Origin of the sequence: Pseudomonas brassicacearum subsp. neoaurantiaca (genome assembly GCF_013608025.1) — a bacterium.
GTDB lineage: Bacteria > Pseudomonadota > Gammaproteobacteria > Pseudomonadales > Pseudomonadaceae > Aquipseudomonas.
The window spans coordinates 24,672-41,461 of record NZ_VDLV01000001.1; the positions used below are offsets into that span (position 1 = coordinate 24,672).

Here is a 16,790-nt window from a genome sequence, read left to right on the forward strand (position 1 = left end):
TCCCTCGCCTGGAGGTCAATCGGTACGAACAGGCAGATCCCAAACCATTCCCTTGTGGAGTGTGAGTTCGCATCGCGTGAACGCGGATAAGGCCTCGCGCGATTTCGTCACTGCGACTACGCTTGGTGCACCGTTGCTGAGGATGGGAATTGTAACGGCAGTGGAAAGGGAAGCCGGGCTGGCGTAGGGCCGGACGACCATCAGAATGGAGCTGAACATGGCTATGGCTGGTTTGCTACACCGCCACACCCCGACCTTGAGCGCCGTCGATCCGCGGGGCCTGCCTTCGCGCACGGTGCGCTACTGCCGCACGGCGTTAGGAGAGGACGCCGAGGCGCGGGTGGAGCGCCAGGCATTCGATGCGGCCGGGCGACGGGAGGCGCAGTGGGACGCGCGGCTATGGGCGATGCACGAGGCTGGCGAGCCGGTGCCAGCCAATCAGACTGCGACCCACAGCCTAGCAGGGGCGGCGCTGGCCACACAGAGCGTGGACGCCGGCTGGCGGGTGGCGCTGCTGGGCGAAGCCGGGCAGATGCTGGAGGCCTGGGACGGACGGGGTAGCCATGTCCGCACCGAGTATGATGATCTGCTGCACCCGGTGACGGTGTACGAACAGGCGGTCGGCGAGGCCGAGCACTGCGTGGAGCGCCTGGCCTATGGCGGGCCCGCAGAAGCCGCCAGCAATCGCTGCGGCCAGCTACTGCGCCACGACGACCCCGCGGGCACAAGGCGCTGGCCGAGCTACGGCTTGCGGGGCCAGGCGCTGGCCGAGAGCCGCACCTTTCTGAAGACATTGGACACTCCGCACTGGCCCGCAGACGAGGCCGGGCGTAATGCGCTGCTCGAGCCTGAGGTCTACACCACGGTCTGGACCCACGACGCGCTGGGCGCGGTGATTCAGCAGAGCGATGCGCGTGGCCACAAGCTGCGCCAGGCCTACACGGTCGCGGGCCAGCTCAAGGAAAGCGGGCTGACCCTCTCGGGGGGGGCCGAGCAGTGTCTGGTGCACGAGCTAGCCTACAACGCGATCGGCCAGGTCGAGGCCCAGACCGCCGGCAACGGCGTGCGCAGCACGGCCAGCTACGACCCGGTCGATGGGCGTCTGCTGCGGCTAGGAGCCAACCGCCCCGACGGCGCTCCGCTGCAGGCGCTCAGTTACGGCTACGACCCGGTGGGCAATGTGCTGCGCATCGAGGACGGCACCGTGGCCCCCGCCTACTTCGCCAACCGCAGGACCGACGGGGTCAGCACCTCTGCCTACGACAGCCTGTACCAGTTGATCGAGGCGACAGGCCGCGAAAGCGCCGGCGTCAACAATGGCCCCGGGTTGCCGGGGCTCATCCCGCTGCCCGGAGGCGGGGACCCAAGCCTGCTCACGCCCTACAGCGAACGTTATGCCTACGATGCCGCCGGCAACCTCACCCAACTGACGCACCAGGGCCAGCAGCAGTGGACACGGCGTCTGGCGATCGCCCCGACCAGCAACCGCTGCCTGCCCTGGCCACAGGACACGCCAGAACCGAACCCCAGTGCCGGCTTCGATGTCAACGGCAACCTGCAGACCCTGGAGGGACAACCGCTGGCCTGGGACCTGCGCAACCAGCTGCGCCAGGCGACCCAGCTGGCGCGCGAGGACGGGCCGGCGGACCAGGAGCGTTATGGCTACGACGGGGGCAACCGGCGGGTGCGCAAGATCACCGTACGCCAGGCGCGGGCCATCACTCACACCGCCGAGGTGCGCTACCTGCCGGGGCTGGAACTGAGGACCGACACGGCCACGGGGGAAGTGCTGGAGGTGGTGACGGCCTCGGCCGGACGCGCCCGGGTGCGGGCGCTGCGCTGGCTTGCGGGCCGGCCGCAGGACATCCCGAACGACCAGTTGCGCTACCAATTGGACGATCACCTGGGCGGCGCGGTGCTGGAGCTCGATCACACCGCCGCCATCATGAGCCAGGAGGGCTATTACCCATACGGCGGCACGGCCTGGCGGGCGGCGCGCAGCGCCACGGAAGCGAAGTACAAGGTGATCCGCTACTCAGGCCAGGAGCGTGATGCCTCGGGGCTCTTGTACTACGGCTTCAGGTATTACGCCCCGTGGCTGCAGCGCTGGATCAACCCCGATCCGGCGGGTGATGTCGATGGCTCTAATCTGTACCGGTTTGTGCGCAATAACCCGATTACCTTGATGGACAATTTGGGCCTTGCAGGTGTCCCTTCTGTATCTACCCGAAATGCGTACACGCGGATGCAACAACATGGAGATGCGTGGCAAGCATTGAAGGACGGGGGGCCAAGCGTTGAAGCTTTCCAAGGACTGTCCCGCAGTAATATCAAACGCGTGAGGCAATTGGTCGCGGACCATGATCCCATTGAAGCCCATGCCGGTTTCCAGGCACGACTGCAATCTCAGGCGTTCCATATCGTTCACTTTTCCAACAGGAATTTGATGGATACACAAGGTGGCGTCCACCTCAAATCCAGACAAGCGCTGAGACAAGAAAACCGCTTGCCAGCTGAGAGCCGGGGCAATACCCCTCAACTCGATGTGGAGAGCTTTGCTACCGACGACTTCGTTTTCTTCTCGCTCGGCGTCGGCAGTGATCCACAAAAGACCAACAGTCGATTCGGCGGTTTTCGCTATCACACGGGGCTTGACAACCTGTCCGAGGCTGGTGAGTTCACGCACATGGAACTCAAAGATCTCGCTGCCGTTGGTGAGCGTGGCAACAGTTCGACTGTCGATAAGATGCAGGCCTTTTTGAAGGGCCCCCGCGGCGCTCGAAGAAGTGATGCCAACCTGTTCATGGACAACGAAAAACTCAGGGAAGAGACGCCGTCAGATCTGTTTTACATGGGAGCTGAGATGCTGGAAGGACTCACCTTGAATGTAGTAGCAGATGTCGCGCTACTGAGCACAGAGGCACAAGCTGATCTGTTTGCAATGTCAGACGACCAAATGGATTTAGTCGTAAACAGTTTCTATCGTCCGCAAGTCGTAGTGCCCAGAGAAATCCGCTTGTCTTCTGATCAAGTAGGATTTCTTCATCCTGAACCAAGAAGAGCTCCGCACCATCCACCGGTAGTCAAGCACTTTTATGTCTAAGGCTTCGTGTTTGCGGCTGCTCCACCTCTTGAGTTGGTTGGAAAAGTGAATGCCGACATTTCGTAGAATCCGAAACGGAAAGTTGAAAGGCGTCACTGAAATTTCAGGCAAACGACAAAATGGAAGCAGCTAGAGCTGGAGCCGGCCACAAATCGTCCCACTACATCGCCCCCAACGGCATCGCTCAATCGCTGGAAGGGCGGGGGGTGTAACTCATAGCGTTTACCCAAAAGCGGACACTGAGCGCCACGTATTTACCTGAGGCGTATCGCGCGAGTAGAATGCGATTAATTATCAATCATGTACTTGCCGGTATTCCGATGCGCAGCGATGAAACACTAGGTACTGCAGATCTAGGGCTGCTCTATCGCACCCACCACTCGTGGTTACAAGGCTGGCTGATCCGACGCATTGGATGTCGCGATAACGCAGCAGATCTGGCGCAGGACACCTTTGTACGTCTGCTCAAATCCCGTCAGTCCAACCCCTTGCGCGAACCACGCGCCTATTTGAGCAGTATCGCCCGCGGGTTGATGATTGATCAGTATCGTCGTCGCGAACTCGAACGTGCCTACTTGGAAAGCATCACGTTGCTGCCTCAACACGAGGTTCCCTCGGAAGAAAGCCGGCTGATGATTCTTGATGCGCTTGAGCGCATAGACCGCATGCTCGATATGCTTAAGCCGAGAGTTCGCCAGGCGTTTTTATTTGCCCGGCTCGACGGCTTGACCTGCGCGCAAATAGCCGAAAAACTGGGGGTTTCCCGTGCGACGGTGGAACGCGACCTGGCCATAGCCCTGCAACACTGCTATCGCTTGCGTTATGTCGAGGCGTGAGTCGCAGGCGCTGGATCCGGCCGTTGTCGACCAAGCGATCCACTGGCAAGTGCGCCTTCGCTTCAATCAGCCCGATGAGCAAACACAGCGCACGTTTGAGCACTGGCTGCAGCAGTGCCCTGAGCATGTGTTGGCGTGGCAGCGTGTGGAAACGCTTGGGGACGAATTTGCAGGCGTGCCAGCTCAACTGGCCCGACAAACCCTTAATGGTACCCATCATGGAATGCGGCGGCGGGAAAGCCTGAAGTTACTGGGTCTATTGGCTACTGTCAGCACGGCAGCCTGGCTCGGCCGGGACTATACACCCGTACCCGCCATGCTTGCGCAGCAGCGCAGCAGTACCGGCGAGCAACGACGCTTCCAACTCGATGATGGCAGCCTTATCCAGCTCAATAGCGATAGCGCCGTCGACAGCGATTTCGACGCCCAGCGACGCCTGATAATCCTTCGACGTGGTGAAATCATCGTGAATGTCGGCGCGGATCAACACTCGCCTCGAGCACGACCGTTCTGGGTGCAATCACGTAACGGGATCATGCGCGCTCAGAGTTCCCGCTTTCTGGCACGCGAGCTTGACGATGGCACTCTGGTCGCGGCTCGGGAAGGATCAGTCACGGTGTTCCCCGGCTCCAGTCAGAGTCCTGCGAGCCGCAGCGTCCAGGCTGGAAATCAGCTGCTGTTCACATCAAGCGGCACCCGAATGTTCAGGGACAACGGCCTTGATCTATGGAGTTGGGGTGACGGGGTGATCAGTGCGCGCAATATGCGCCTCGATGATTTCATCGCGGAGTTGTCGCGTTATCGCCCCGGAGTACTGCGCTGCGCCGAAGAAGTCGCTGATCGTCGCGTTTCCGGCACCTTCCAGCTCGCCGACAACGACCAGGTGCTGGCATTGATCGCGCAGTCATTGCACTTGCACATTGATTATCGAACCCGTTATTGGGTGACCGTGACCGCTGCCACCTGAACCCATCCAAACTTTGTATCAGCTGAAAAATAATGAGGTAGTTTCTCATTCTCGTTCGACCTCTAAGGAAGGCCGGAATACAGGCCAGTCTGCCGATGTCCTTTCTTGGAGCGAGAAAATGAGTTCGTCCCCTGTTTCACAGCGCCATCCACTAAATCGTGCCTTGCAAGGTGCGATTTTGGGTTTGATCGTTAGCAGCTATGCATTGCCGTCGCTGGCGCAAACGTCAAGCGCTGGCCACAACAATCAAGCCAAACAGTGGAACATCGCTGCCGGCCCACTGGCGCCGGCGCTTGACCGCTTTGCGCGCGAGGCTGGCATCAGTCTTTCCTTCGACGCGTCGAGTGTAGCGAACCGCAGCACTGCTGGCGTGAATGGCACGCTCGTTACGTCGGCAGCGCTGTCATCGTTGCTGCAGGGGAGCGAATTGCAAATCGAACAGCAAGGCCCGAATGCCTATCTACTGATCCCTCAACCAAAGCCCGCCGGCCCGCTGGAGCTCGACGCAACGGACGTCGAGGAATACCGCCTTGCACCTCTCATCATCAATGCCAAGGTCAGGGTCAGTGCCGACGACGATGCCAACTCGGTGGTCGCCAAGGAGCTCTGGGTTGGCGGCAAGGTGGCAACCAGCATTCTCAATACACCGGCATCGGTGTCGGTTGTTACCAACAAGGAAATGGAACAACGCAGCGTCAGCACCACGGAAGAGGCGCTGCAATACACGCCGGGCGTGGTCAGTGACTTCTATGGTACGGATGACCGCAACGACTATTTCCAGATCCGGGGTTTCCAGGCCACCACCTACCGTGACGGCTTGACCCTGAGTTCGATGCGCGGCGTACGCGAAGATCCATTCGCTTATGAACGCATAGAGATTCTGCGTGGCGCCAACTCCACGCTGTTTGGCCCAGCGGACCCGGGCGGTTCGGTGAATTTCGTGACCAAACAGCCGCGTTTCGAGCAGTTTGGCCAAGGCTATGTGACCTACGGTTCGTTTGACCATGTCGAGACAGGCATCGATGCGGGGGACGCGCTGAACGACGAGAAAACCTTGGCTGGCCGTTTTACTGCCAAAGGCCAAAACAGCGACCGCGAGTACGATCACTCACAGGACGACAACCGGTTGGTGATGGGTGGCCTCACCTGGGCGCCGACGGATTACACGTCAGCCACCGTAATTCTGGACTATCTGAAAACTGAAAGTTCACCCAACAGTGGCGGCTATCCGCTGGACAAGGAATACGACCGCAGCAAGTTTTATGGTGAGCCCAGCTACAATTTCCATGATGTCGAGCGCACCAGCCTCAGCGGTAACGTCACCCATGATTTCGATAACGGCTTCGTATTGCGCAGTAATCTGCGCTACAGCAAATTGACCGATGATTTTGGCTACGTTTACCTCAGCGACAGCGCCGCACGTGTCGGTACTGCCGTCGACCGGTATCTGTTTGGAACGGACACTGAGGCCGACCAGTTCAACGGCAATCTGATGCTGCAATACGATGCCCGCTTCGAGAACATCGACAGCAGCAGCCTGGTGGGCGTGGAGTACCTCGATTCGACCACCAAGGAAAGCTCGGTCTACGCCCTGACGACCCCGATTGATATTGCAAATCCGGTGTTTACTGGCGTTTCACGCTCAATCGCGCCGTATGCCGTCAACAAGCGAGACGCGACCACCAAGGCCGTATTCCTTCAGCAAAACCTGTCGTTCTACGAGCGTTTCATCGTCACCGCGGGTATGCGCAACGATTCGATGGACCTGACCAGCAAAGGCTTGCAATCGACTGAGAAAGACAACTTCTCCGAAACCTCCTACCGAGGTGCGTTGACCTATATCGTCAACGATGAGGTGTCCACCTATGTGAGCATGGTGGAATCCGTCTCACCGCCTCAGGTTGGCGTAACACCGCAGACGGGCACGCAGTACGAAGTGGGCGTGAAGTACGCGCCGATGGGGATGGACGCACTGTTCTCCGCAGCTGTTTATGACTTGACCCAGGAAAACGTCACCATCGCCGTGGTGCTGCCGAGCGGCATCATCGAGCAACAGACGGTGGGCGAATCGCGGGCGCGTGGCCTCGACCTGGAGGCCAAGGCGCAGGTGACACAGAACCTCAGCCTGATCGGTGGCTATTCCTATATGGAGTCCGAGGTACTGCGCGGTTCGTTGTACGACGGCAGCTCGCTGAAGGGTAATGAGTTCTCCACGGCACCCAAGCATTCCGCTTCGCTCTGGAGCTATTACGACGTGCCCGGCACTGATGTCAGCGTTGGCTTGGGTGCGCGCTACGTCGGCTCTTATTACTTCGATGCAGCCAACTCCGGCAAAAGCGATGGCACCACACTGTTCGACGCCGCCTTCAACTACGAGATTGCCAAGGGCACTGACCTTGCGGTGAACGTCAGCAACCTGCTGGATGAGCAGCATGTGGTCGGTTCCGGCACAGCGAACTTCTACAACCCGGGTCGCGAAATTACCGCCAAAGTGAGTTACAGCTGGTAAGCAGGTTCCCATCTATAAGAAGCAGTGCCCGATATATTTCGGGCACTGTCATCACCCCCACAGTTGTCCTCCGCGCCGCAGATTAACGTTCTCCAAGGCGCGAATTTACTTCAACGCAGCTACCACGGCATCGAAGAATACCATCGGGTCGATCGGCTCTTTGTCAACCGGCTTGGGCTGGGCACCAAAGGTGACAATCACCACGTTATTGGCAGGGTTGATATAGATGTTCTGGCCCTGGATACCGACCGCCGAATAGGCGCCGTCTTTCACCGATGGCTCGGTCCACGCCGTCCACCACATGTAACCGTAGTCCAGGGACTTACCGCCTTTGAGTGTGGTCGGCAGCGTTGCTTCCTTGACCCAGCCTTCAGGCAGAATCGATGTGCCATTGATCTTGCCGCCGTTCATGAAAAACTGCCCGAAGCGTCCATAATCGCGTAGCGTGGCGCTGATGCCGCTGCCACCGATTTCCACCCCGTCAGGCGAATCGAGCCACCACCGGGCATCACTCTCCATACCGAACGGCTGCCAGATCTTCTGCGATAGATAATCGGCCAGCGGCATCTTCACAGCGCCACGGACGATCTCGCCGAGCACCTGCGTTTCGCCAGTGCTGTAAGTGTTGGCCGTGCCGGGCTCGGCAGCTCTCGGCAAACTTGCCATCAAAGCCATGGCCGAACGCGGTTTCTGCGATATCTGCGCCTTGAGTAGCGCGCGACGATCGGACGCCGGATCGGTGTAGGTCTCGTTCCACTTTACGCCCGAAGACATCATCAGCACGTCGCGCACGGTCACGCCTTCGTAGGCGCTGCCCTTGAGCTCGGGAACGTAATCCACCACCTGCGCATCAATGCCCTTGATGAGGCCGTCCTTGATCGCTGCAGCCGCCAGTGTGGAGGTGATGGACTTGGCTATCGACATCGACATCCATCGGGTTTTCTCGGTGTTGCCACGCTGATAGGTCTCGAACACGATCTTGCCGTCCTTGAGCACGAGCATCGCCGTAATGCTGTCCAGTGCGACGAAGTCATACAGGTCGTACTTTTTATCTCCGACAGTGAAGCGCACGTTGGGCAACTGTTTATCTGATTTCGGCAGCGCATACGGATGATCGCCGGCTTTAATCCTGTGGGTGGGGAAGAGCCGGTCGATGTTGCGGTAGGTACTGACTGCCAGATCGGGGAGCATGGCGCCGTCATAGATCTGCTCCACGGTGCCAATCGGTTCCTGGGCGTGGGGATAATCCTCAGCCCATGCGCCCGAGGTGATAGCCGCAGCGAGCAGACCAAGTGAGAGAAGCAGCGAGCGACCAGGCGCAGTCCCACGAAAAATAGCGGATGAGTGCATAACCTATCCTTCTTTTTGTTTTGCTATTCACGCACGTCAAGACGAGCGGCCGCTTGAACCATAGCCCACTCATTGGGATCGCGCCCGAGCGCTGGGCCACCTTCAGCTGCGGTCCAGCGGGCTTCTGGATCTGTCAGCGGTAGGGGCTTCGGCAGCGTTTAGGCAGAGCCTTTCCATTGGGCGTCTCGCTGGTGGGGCTGCCAACGGCGGCCTGGGGGGGGACCTGGTGGAATTATCTGGCGGCCGTTACGAAGTCGCCGCCATGCAGGGTGAGGCACGTGAGGTTTATTTCCTCGAGTTTGCCCGCCAGATACAGACCGTCGCCAAAATGCCCGTGATGTCCGGTAAGAGTGCTAATTACCTATTCCGCAACAGCACATAAGCTTCACCGCCGTTTCGGTCATGTTGAAGAATAAAGTTGTTGTCCTGGATACGCACCTTCGATGGCACACGATCTGCTACCGGCGTTTGCGAGTAAGTCTGCGCGGCACTCAGTAGTTGGCGGGTCAGGCTGTCGTCGGGTTGCTTCGGGGTGGTGACGACGCATTCCTTTTCGGAAAGTTGCACAGCGAGGTTTTTGTCCGCGGTGAAGCCGATGCGCGTGAAGCCCATGTCCTGGAGGTCGTTGATGCCGAACCGCTTGGCCGCTTCAGCAGAGCCGGCGAATGAGGGGGCGGTCTTCAGACAGATGTCGACGAAGGCTTCGATGGCCTTGGAGGTGACAGGCGTCGATACGGTTGGCTTTGCAGTGGTGCAGCTGACGAGGGCTAACACGCTGGACAAGGCGAGTGTGCGGAACAAAGTATTGGACATGAAACGGGGATCCTTCCAGTTGAAATTCGGAGTGCAGGAGTGGGCTGGGCGGCGCCGGAGCAGACCGCCTGCGAATGGTAAATTAAAATGGATTACGGGGCTTAGGACTTTGTGAACCCCAACGCTTGCTGGCAATGGCTCGCGCTGTGAACCGGTGTGCACTCAGGTCAGCCTGACGGCGGTCGAGCAGATTGCATAACAGCGATAAGCAATAGCTTCTCGATTTTCGTAAATGCTAACCGGCCGCTTTTGGCTTGGGAGCTGCCTGTCGCCTCGGTCATCAACGAGCGACTCTGAGTCGGTCAGGGCTGCGGCCTTGAATTTAACGATAGAACCCCTTCCAGTCAGACGAGTCTGTTCCTGTATTACTTTCGGGAAAACAGCCAATGTCAGCGCGCCATAGCCTTATTGTCCTTGCACGCGGAGGGTACGCTGCTCGAGGAGTGATTTACCTGATCATCGGTATCTTTGCATTGCTTGCGGCACAAGATTCGACAAAGCCGAAAGACAGTCAAAAAAGCTTGGAAGCCCTATTAGGCCAGCCGTTTGGCTATTTTTTAGTGGGAATCGTCGTGGCGGGTCTGCTCGCATTTGCGGCATGGCGTGTTCTGCAAGCTACGCGTGATGTCGACCATCACGGCAAACATCTCAAGGGTCTGATAATTCGCACCGGTCTGTTTGCGGGAGGTTTGGTCAATGGTGCCCTGGCATTTTTTGCGCTAGGCCTACTTGTAAGCGGAATAGGTAGCTCGGGTAACTCAGGGGAACACACCAGAGATTGGCTGGCGCATCTATTGTCCTGGCAGCATTCCAATGTATTGGTGTATCTGATTGCTCTTATTCCGCTTGGCGTTGGAATCGCTCACATTATCAAGGGATGGAAGGCGTCGTTTGAAAAGTATTTCGAGGCCGACGAAGACGTCATGCGGTACGTCCGCCCAGTGTCTCGGTTTGGCCTGATTGCACGTGGCGTCGTCTTTATAGAGATTGCATTGCTGTTGGCCGTTAGTGGCTCTGCCTATCAAGCCATGGATCCACCCGGTATGAAGGAAGCCCTTGAGGCGCTCCAGAATTTACCAGCTGGGTGGATGGTTTTGATGATAATGGCCTTCGGATTGATTGCTTTCTCGGCTTACAGCTTCGCTGAGGCCTTCTGGCGGAAGATAAATATGGAAGTCCCTGGCGTATAGGCATGTCCATGGCATCAATGGTGTTCGGCCCCGTTCGGGGCCCCGACATCACTCGGTTTTCGCCGCCATCAATGCGTTCAATTCGCCGTATGTATGGGCTTTCAAGGCGTGGGTGTCGAGTTGGCCATTGTCGAGGAAACTGCTGACCAACGCGCCCATGGCGCCATGCAGAAATTCGGCGATGCTGGAACCAGCACTTAGCCGTCGGACTCCTAGGCGCTTCAATTCGTCGAGGGAGGGCAACCCGTCCCGGGACAGCAGGTTCACTGGCAGTCTGGTTTCCCGGCAGACGGTGGCGATTTCGTCCGCATCGATCACGCCGGCGGCAAACAGACCATCTGCCCCGGCGGCGGCATACAGCGCGGCGCGTTTCAGTAGTTCTTCCAGACGCTGTTCGGCGGGGAAAAGGTTCTTGAGGTAAACGTCGGTCCGTACGTTGACGAACAGCTTGACGCCCGCCCGGTCTGCCACCGTCCTCGCCACGTCAACCTTGCGAACTAGCAGCTCTGGCGAGCCCAGGCCGTCTTCGATATTTATCCCGACCGCTCCGGCGGCAATGACGGCATTGATCACCTGGCCGACCTGCTTCAGATCATCCGAGTAGCCGCCTTCGATATCCACTGTGAGCGGTACGCTGAGCACCCTGGCCATCGATTTGACGGTGGTACTCAGCAGGTCAAGAGGCAGCTTGTTGCCATCCTGGTACCCGTGGGACCAGGCCATGGCCGCGCTGCTGGTGGCTACGGCCTTGCCACCCAGGCGTTCGACCATACGCGCACCACCCGCGTCGGCCACATTGGCCAGAACCAACAGTCCATTCTGGTGGAGGCTGTGAAAAGCGTTATCCAGTGGGGTCATGGCAATTCAACTCCTTTGAAGGGTTTGTTTTATTGCTGCTCTGTCCACACGGCCAGTTCATAGCCATCTGGATCCGTGAAGTGGAACCTGCTGCCACCTGGGAAAGAAAATATCTCCCGGGTTAAAACAGCGCCCAGGGCTTTGAGCCGCCGTTGTGTTTCAGCGAGGTTGTCGGCGTACAAAATGATTAAAGGTCCACCCGGTCGAACGGGCTCGCCCGTCGTGAAACCACCGGTGAGGCGGCCGTCAGTGAATTCAGTGTAGGTGGGGCCGTAGTCGACGAATGTCCAACCGAATGCGCTGCCGTAGAAGGCTTTGCTGCGGGCGATGTCGCCTACATTCAGCTCGATATTGTCGATTTGTCGGTCTTTGCCGCGAACGCTCATGCTTGCCTCCCTGGCTGATGCTTAGGTGGCGAGTGTAACGTAAGCGCGCCGGTGGGAGAGCGTGCTTGAACAATTCGCGCATTGGGGCTGCTAAGAGACCAATGCGCTCGTAGCGTATGGAATATGTCTTTCCATCTGTGAAGAACCGATAGATGCACGAGTCGATCGCCACCCGAGTTGTCCTTCAAGGTGCTTTTTGCTTGTCGGCGGATAGGGGTAGGGGGTATACCTATCTGCGCAACGCATAGCAGAGGTATCCAATGGGTCATATCGCAGCAAACAAAGACGATCTTCTCAAGCGCGTGAAACGTATCGCCGGACAAATCCAGGCCGTTGAGCGGGCCTTGGAATCGGATCTCGATTGCGCCAAGACACTTCACCTCGTGGCCGCCACTCGTGGAGCCATCAGCGGTCTGATGGAAGAAATCATCGAAGAGCACGCATGGGAGCATGTCGCGAACCCTGCGCTCAGCGAAACAGAGCGCAACAAAGGCGTCGAAGAGCTGCTCGAAGCCATTCGCCGTTATTCCAAGTGAACGCATCCAGGCACACCCCCATGAGCAACTCTCACCTCAACTACACCCACCACCACATGTTCCTTGGCTCGGCACACGACGAAAACGCCAAGCGTACGCTTTGGGTCGTGGCGCTGACTGTCGTGATGATGGTTGGCGAAATCATCGCCGGCTATATCACGGGCTCGATGGCGTTATTGGCCGATGGTTTTCATATGGCAACCCACGCCGGGGCATTGGGCATCGCGGCCGCCGCTTACGGATATGCGAAACGCCACGCGTCCAGTCAGCGGTACAGTTTCGGTACCGGGAAGGTTGGCGACTTGGGCGGGTTTGCCTCGGCGTTGATACTCGGCATGGTCTCCCTGGGGATTGGCGCTGAGTCTGTCATGCGGCTCTTGCAGCCAACAGACGTACAGTTCGGCTCCGCGACGCTCATCGCGATTGTCGGTTTGATTGTCAACATCGTCAGCGCCCTGCTGCTGGGCCATGGACATAGTCATCGACACGATCATGGTGATCACGACCATCACCACCACGGGCCTGACAATAATCTGAAATCGGCGTACTTCCATGTCATCGCAGACGCATTGACGTCGGTGCTGGCCATCGTTGCGCTGCTCGCCGGACGCTATCTCGGTTGGGTGTGGCTGGACCCGGCCATGGGCATCGTCGGTGCCATCGTTATCGCGCGTTGGGCATGGTCGTTGATGGGTGTTACCGCGGCTGTACTGCTGGACCAGACAGACGCCCACGTTGCCGAGGAAATCCGCGAGCTGGTCGAAAAAAACGGGGATGCCACCATTACGGACTTGCACGTGTGGCAGATTGGACCGCAAGCCCATGCGGCCATCGTCAGCGTAATGGGTGATAGCAGTGTGGACGCCGATAGCATTCGTGAACGCCTCAAGTCGGTTCACGAAATCAGCCATCTGACAGTCGAATACCGCCCCGTCTGACCCCACGCTCCAGGTCGTTTTCCGAGGCTCATGATGAAAACCACTGACAAGTCGGGCGGTGTTTCTACAACTGCGCCAATCCCCAAGGCTTCGACCGGCAATGCCTGGCGCACCATGCCAGGCGGTATATGGGCACTGGGATTCGTCTCGATGTTGATGGATATCTCCTCAGAGATGATCCATGCCTTATTGCCGCTCTACATGGTGACGGTATTGGGTACCTCCGTCCTGGCGGTGGGCCTCATCGAAGGAATAGCCGAGGCTACTGCCTCGATCACCAAAGTATTCTCCGGGGCACTCAGCGATCGGTTGGGCAAGCGCAAACTGCTTGCGGCGCTGGGTTACGGATTGGGGGCACTGTCGAAACCGATCTTTCCCCTGGCCGGCTCGTTGGACTGGCTGACCGGGGCCCGCTTTATCGATCGCATTGGCAAAGGGATTCGCGGTGCCCCGCGCGATGCATTGATAGCTGACATCACCCCACCGGCGATAAGGGGCGCAGCTTTCGGCCTGCGCCAGACACTGGATACCGTGGGTGCATTCCTGGGGCCACTGCTTGCGATTGGTTTGATGTGGCTGACTGCGAACCGCTTCCAGACTGTTTTTTGGGTGGCCGTGCTTCCGGCCTTCCTCGCCGTCGCGGTGCTGCTTTTGTTTGTGCATGAGCCCGAACAGTCACCCGGAACGCAACGGGTTCGTATGCCGTTGAGCCGACGGGAGTTGGCACGACTGGGCGCCGGCTATTGGTGGGTGGTGGGCGTAGCTGCGGTGTTCACCCTGGCACGCTTCAGCGAAGCCTTCCTGATCCTGCGTGGCCATGCCGTTGGACTGGCGCCGATGTGGGCGCCTGCGGTACTTGTCTTGATGGCCGTGGCGTACTCGCTGTCAGCCTATCCTGCTGGCGCGTTATCGGACCGTATCAACCGCCTGTCGGTGCTCGGCATAGGGCTGATATTACTGATCCTCGCCGACCTGACGCTGGCATTCGTTCCGGGCATCACGGGCCTGGCCGCCGGGGTGGTTCTTTGGGGTCTGCACATGGGGTTTACCCAGGGAATATTCGCTGCCCTGATCGCCGATTGCGCGCCGACGGAACTGCGTGGCACGGCATTTGGCATGTTCAATCTGTTGACTGGGTTGACCTTGCTGATGGCGAGCGTCACGGCGGGCATTCTGTGGGATTTAGTGGGTTACCAGGCTACCTTCCTGATGGGAGCCGGCTTTGCCGCGCTGACTTTCCTGGGGCTATGGGTAATAAAAATGAAAGTTCAGGTTCGGTAGCCACGCCGATGATGTGTCCGGTGGGAGCATCCACATAGGCAGGCATTCAGTTCGCATTCTGACTTTCCACCCAGGGTTTCAGTACGGTATCAACGGGGGCCTTGTTCTTCTTCGTGGCGTTTTCAAAATACTGTGATAACGCTATTTAAATCGGAGGCGTTATTTCTATTTAGAGGCCAGCGCGATATAGCGGTGCTGCGGAACATCAACTAGCGTGTAATGGCTGACTGAGTCGGGATTACCAGCCTGAAAGGATGCCCCTCCATGAGTACGCTTCGCGCGCCCGCACTCGGTCCCATCGTGGGACACACTACCCATCGTTCGTGCCGGCTGTGGATTGCCGCCTCGGATTGCCTCGATCGAAAAGAGCTCGATGAAGAGGTCCGTTCCATCGGTGTACTCGGTGTCGTAGGAAAAAACGGCAAGGTTAAGCCAGGCGATATCTTCTATTTCCGCCTGCCCCGCGAATATGACCGTACCGGCACGTTGAATCTCGGCATAGACAAGTCCCTCTGGAAAGATGCGGCAGAGGAAAAGAAACTGCAGCCTTACGCGCTCGATCCCGCCACCACCTACACCGTGCGCATGGCGTCGCTGAATCAGGATGACGCCTATCCCAATGACAGCAATGTATCCAGCGAGGAGATTGCGTCCAAGCTCCCAGCCCCGTCCGTATGGGCGGACAAGTTAAATCTCGAAAATGGTTTGGGCGAAGCGTTTGCCGAAGCCACGTTCACCACGCAGCCGGCGCCAGGCCAAGCCGCATCTCCATTCAGTTTTCTGCTGGGCTCGTGCCGTTATCCAGGGTTGTTATGGAAGCGCAAGGAAGCCGACCGTATCTTTCGCCCCATGCTCAAGCAGCACGAGGAAAGGCCGGTCAACTTGTCACTCATGGCCGGCGACCAGATCTATGCGGACATGTTCAATCGCCTGGTGCCGATCGGCCTGGCGGATACCTATGAGGAGTTCCAGGAGCGCTACCATATTGCGTTCGGGTCGCGGAACATGCGCAAGCTGTTGGGTCGCGTGCCGACCTACATGATCCTGGATGACCACGAAATTGAGGACAACTGGTCACAGGATCGCCTGCACCAGAGCAACGGCAAACGGATACTCTTCAACCTGGCCATTGGTGCGTACATGAGCTACCAGTGGAGCCACGGGCCGCGTTTTACCGACAGCTACGTAAATGATCCGGCATACGGGGCGCCAGCCTCGCTCAAGCGGATGCGCACGCTGAACCTGTTCTACGACTTCGTTTGCGCCGGCTACCCGTTCTTCGTCCTCGACACCCGCACCCAGCGTTTTCTCGCCGATCTGCCGGGTCTGGCCGACAATCACCTGCTGGGCCGACCCTCCCTTGATCCCAACGAGCCGAGCCAACTGGACCGGGTGTGCGCATGGCTGATGCACATGCAGCAAACCCTCGGCAACGTGCCGAAGTTCATCGTAACTTCCAGTGTCTTCCTGCCGAACGGAGTGGATACCTTGCTCAGCGATGAACACAAGGAGAAGGATGATTCATGGCCGTGTTTTCCCAACACGCGCCGGCGGATTCTGCAAACAATGGTGGACGGGAACGTGCAGAACGTGATCTTCCTGTCCGGTGACATCCATTGCTCCAGCGTGGCGCAACTGGAGTTCTCGGCCCCCGCTGCGGCGCTTAAGTCTTACTCCATCGTCTCCTCCGCATTTTATTGGCCGTTTGCTTTTGCCGATGGCGATCCGGCTGGCTACGTCCACGATTCACGCGCTGCGAATACTCAGGATGGCTTCGCCATCAGCCCGGCCCAGGGCACCTTGCACTACAGGGCGTGGGGCTTCTGCCAGGATGACAATTTCTGCCGAGTCGACGTAGACCCGGTGGCGGCGGTACTGGCCGTGCAGGCTTTCGACGGGGATGGGAATCCAATTGCGCGAAGCCATGGAGACGGCCAGATACGCAAGATGCCGGAGAAACTGAAGCTGGCGCCTTGGTGAGGCGCCGTGCATCACCGAGTGGTCCTGATGCTGCGCCATGACC

General features: G+C 58.5%; 13 protein-coding genes and 1 pseudogene. 10 read left to right on the forward strand and 4 right to left on the reverse strand.

The genetic code is table 11. The features are described 5' to 3' along the window. Nucleotides 1-205: 205 nt before the first annotated feature. The 4 genes from FHK92_RS00135 to FHK92_RS00150 all read left to right on the forward strand — a co-directional run bounded on the left by FHK92_RS00135 (nucleotide 206) and on the right by FHK92_RS00150 (nucleotide 7,415). Nucleotides 206-3,103, forward strand: a complete 2,898-nt coding sequence (locus FHK92_RS00135; protein WP_181286229.1) for an RHS repeat-associated core domain-containing protein — start codon at nucleotides 206-208, stop codon at nucleotides 3,101-3,103. A 320-nt stretch (nucleotides 3,104-3,423) separates the two neighbouring features. Further along, nucleotides 3,424-3,939: a sigma-70 family RNA polymerase sigma factor gene (locus tag FHK92_RS00140; protein WP_181286472.1), complete on the forward strand. Its 516-nt coding sequence runs from the start codon at nucleotides 3,424-3,426 to the stop codon at nucleotides 3,937-3,939. Further along, complete coding sequence (locus tag FHK92_RS00145) at nucleotides 3,926-4,906, forward strand: FecR domain-containing protein (RefSeq protein WP_181286230.1); 981 nt, start codon at nucleotides 3,926-3,928, stop codon at nucleotides 4,904-4,906. Before FHK92_RS00140 ends, FHK92_RS00145 begins: the two co-directional genes overlap by 14 nt. Nucleotides 4,907-5,024: 118 nt before the next feature. Beyond that, nucleotides 5,025-7,415 (forward strand): TonB-dependent siderophore receptor, encoded by a 2,391-nt coding sequence (locus tag FHK92_RS00150; protein WP_181286473.1) that lies wholly within the window; start codon nucleotides 5,025-5,027, stop codon nucleotides 7,413-7,415. A gap of 105 nt (nucleotides 7,416-7,520) precedes the next feature. Here the strand turns inward: FHK92_RS00150 and FHK92_RS00155 are convergent, their stop codons facing one another. Then, nucleotides 7,521-8,765 carry a serine hydrolase domain-containing protein gene (locus FHK92_RS00155; RefSeq protein ID WP_181286231.1) on the reverse strand — a complete coding sequence of 415 codons (1,245 nt, stop codon included), beginning with the start codon at nucleotides 8,763-8,765 and terminating at the stop codon, nucleotides 7,521-7,523. A gap of 211 nt (nucleotides 8,766-8,976) precedes the next feature. Here FHK92_RS00155 and FHK92_RS27680 point away from each other — a divergent pair. Then, nucleotides 8,977-9,105, forward strand: a pseudogene (locus FHK92_RS27680) (2,4-dienoyl-CoA reductase); the annotation flags it as partial. 17 nt (nucleotides 9,106-9,122) lie between these two features. Here FHK92_RS27680 and FHK92_RS00160 read toward each other — a convergent pair. Next, a complete protein-coding gene (locus tag FHK92_RS00160) occupies nucleotides 9,123-9,578 on the reverse strand; it encodes a hypothetical protein (protein ID WP_030141800.1) in 456 nt (151 codons plus the stop codon). A 386-nt stretch (nucleotides 9,579-9,964) separates the two neighbouring features. On the opposite strand from FHK92_RS00160, the gene FHK92_RS00165 reads away from it, so the two are divergent. After that, complete coding sequence (locus tag FHK92_RS00165; RefSeq protein WP_030141799.1) at nucleotides 9,965-10,768, forward strand: DUF1206 domain-containing protein; 804 nt, start codon at nucleotides 9,965-9,967, stop codon at nucleotides 10,766-10,768. A gap of 48 nt (nucleotides 10,769-10,816) precedes the next feature. On the opposite strand, the gene FHK92_RS00170 is transcribed toward FHK92_RS00165, so the two are convergent. Both FHK92_RS00170 and FHK92_RS00175 read right to left on the reverse strand, forming a co-directional pair. Beyond that, the gene (locus tag FHK92_RS00170; protein ID WP_181286232.1) at nucleotides 10,817-11,626 is read right to left on the reverse strand and encodes an isocitrate lyase/PEP mutase family protein; all 810 of its coding nucleotides are present in this window, start codon (nucleotides 11,624-11,626) and stop codon (nucleotides 10,817-10,819) included. Nucleotides 11,627-11,655: 29 nt separating this feature from the next. Next, nucleotides 11,656-12,012, reverse strand: a complete 357-nt coding sequence (locus FHK92_RS00175; protein WP_181286233.1) for a VOC family protein — start codon at nucleotides 12,010-12,012, stop codon at nucleotides 11,656-11,658. A gap of 260 nt (nucleotides 12,013-12,272) precedes the next feature. On the opposite strand from FHK92_RS00175, the gene FHK92_RS00180 reads away from it, so the two are divergent. The 4 genes from FHK92_RS00180 (at nucleotide 12,273) to FHK92_RS00195 (ending at nucleotide 16,747) form a co-directional block, all read left to right on the forward strand. Continuing rightward, the gene (locus FHK92_RS00180; protein ID WP_181286234.1) at nucleotides 12,273-12,548 is read left to right on the forward strand and encodes a metal/formaldehyde-sensitive transcriptional repressor; all 276 of its coding nucleotides are present in this window, start codon (nucleotides 12,273-12,275) and stop codon (nucleotides 12,546-12,548) included. 20 nt (nucleotides 12,549-12,568) lie between these two features. Continuing rightward, on the forward strand, nucleotides 12,569-13,486 hold the full coding sequence (gene dmeF / locus FHK92_RS00185; protein ID WP_181286235.1) for a CDF family Co(II)/Ni(II) efflux transporter DmeF: 918 nt from the start codon (nucleotides 12,569-12,571) through the stop codon (nucleotides 13,484-13,486). A 33-nt stretch (nucleotides 13,487-13,519) separates the two neighbouring features. Next, complete coding sequence (locus FHK92_RS00190; RefSeq protein ID WP_181286236.1) at nucleotides 13,520-14,767, forward strand: MFS transporter; 1,248 nt, start codon at nucleotides 13,520-13,522, stop codon at nucleotides 14,765-14,767. A 264-nt stretch (nucleotides 14,768-15,031) separates the two neighbouring features. Continuing rightward, a complete protein-coding gene (locus FHK92_RS00195) occupies nucleotides 15,032-16,747 on the forward strand; it encodes an alkaline phosphatase D family protein (RefSeq protein ID WP_181286237.1) in 1,716 nt (571 codons plus the stop codon). The last annotated feature ends 43 nt before the right edge of the window (nucleotides 16,748-16,790 follow it).

Bases quoted from the DNA above. Each gene is read 5' to 3' on its own strand.
- FHK92_RS00135 (WP_181286229.1), top strand. From the start codon at position 206: ATGGAGCTGAACATGGCTATGGCTGGTTTGCTACACCGCCACACCCCG.
- FHK92_RS00140 (WP_181286472.1), top strand. From the start codon at position 3,424: ATGCGCAGCGATGAAACACTAGGTACTGCAGATCTAGGGCTGCTCTAT.
- FHK92_RS00145 (WP_181286230.1), top strand. From the start codon at position 3,926: ATGTCGAGGCGTGAGTCGCAGGCGCTGGATCCGGCCGTTGTCGACCAA.
- FHK92_RS00150 (WP_181286473.1), top strand. From the start codon at position 5,025: ATGAGTTCGTCCCCTGTTTCACAGCGCCATCCACTAAATCGTGCCTTG.
- FHK92_RS00155 (WP_181286231.1), bottom strand. From the start codon at position 8,765: ATGCACTCATCCGCTATTTTTCGTGGGACTGCGCCTGGTCGCTCGCTG.
- FHK92_RS00160 (WP_030141800.1), bottom strand. From the start codon at position 9,578: ATGTCCAATACTTTGTTCCGCACACTCGCCTTGTCCAGCGTGTTAGCC.
- FHK92_RS00165 (WP_030141799.1), top strand. From the start codon at position 9,965: ATGTCAGCGCGCCATAGCCTTATTGTCCTTGCACGCGGAGGGTACGCT.
- FHK92_RS00170 (WP_181286232.1), bottom strand. From the start codon at position 11,626: ATGACCCCACTGGATAACGCTTTTCACAGCCTCCACCAGAATGGACTG.
- FHK92_RS00175 (WP_181286233.1), bottom strand. From the start codon at position 12,012: ATGAGCGTTCGCGGCAAAGACCGACAAATCGACAATATCGAGCTGAAT.
- FHK92_RS00180 (WP_181286234.1), top strand. From the start codon at position 12,273: ATGGGTCATATCGCAGCAAACAAAGACGATCTTCTCAAGCGCGTGAAA.
- dmeF (WP_181286235.1), top strand. From the start codon at position 12,569: ATGAGCAACTCTCACCTCAACTACACCCACCACCACATGTTCCTTGGC.
- FHK92_RS00190 (WP_181286236.1), top strand. From the start codon at position 13,520: ATGAAAACCACTGACAAGTCGGGCGGTGTTTCTACAACTGCGCCAATC.
- FHK92_RS00195 (WP_181286237.1), top strand. From the start codon at position 15,032: ATGAGTACGCTTCGCGCGCCCGCACTCGGTCCCATCGTGGGACACACT.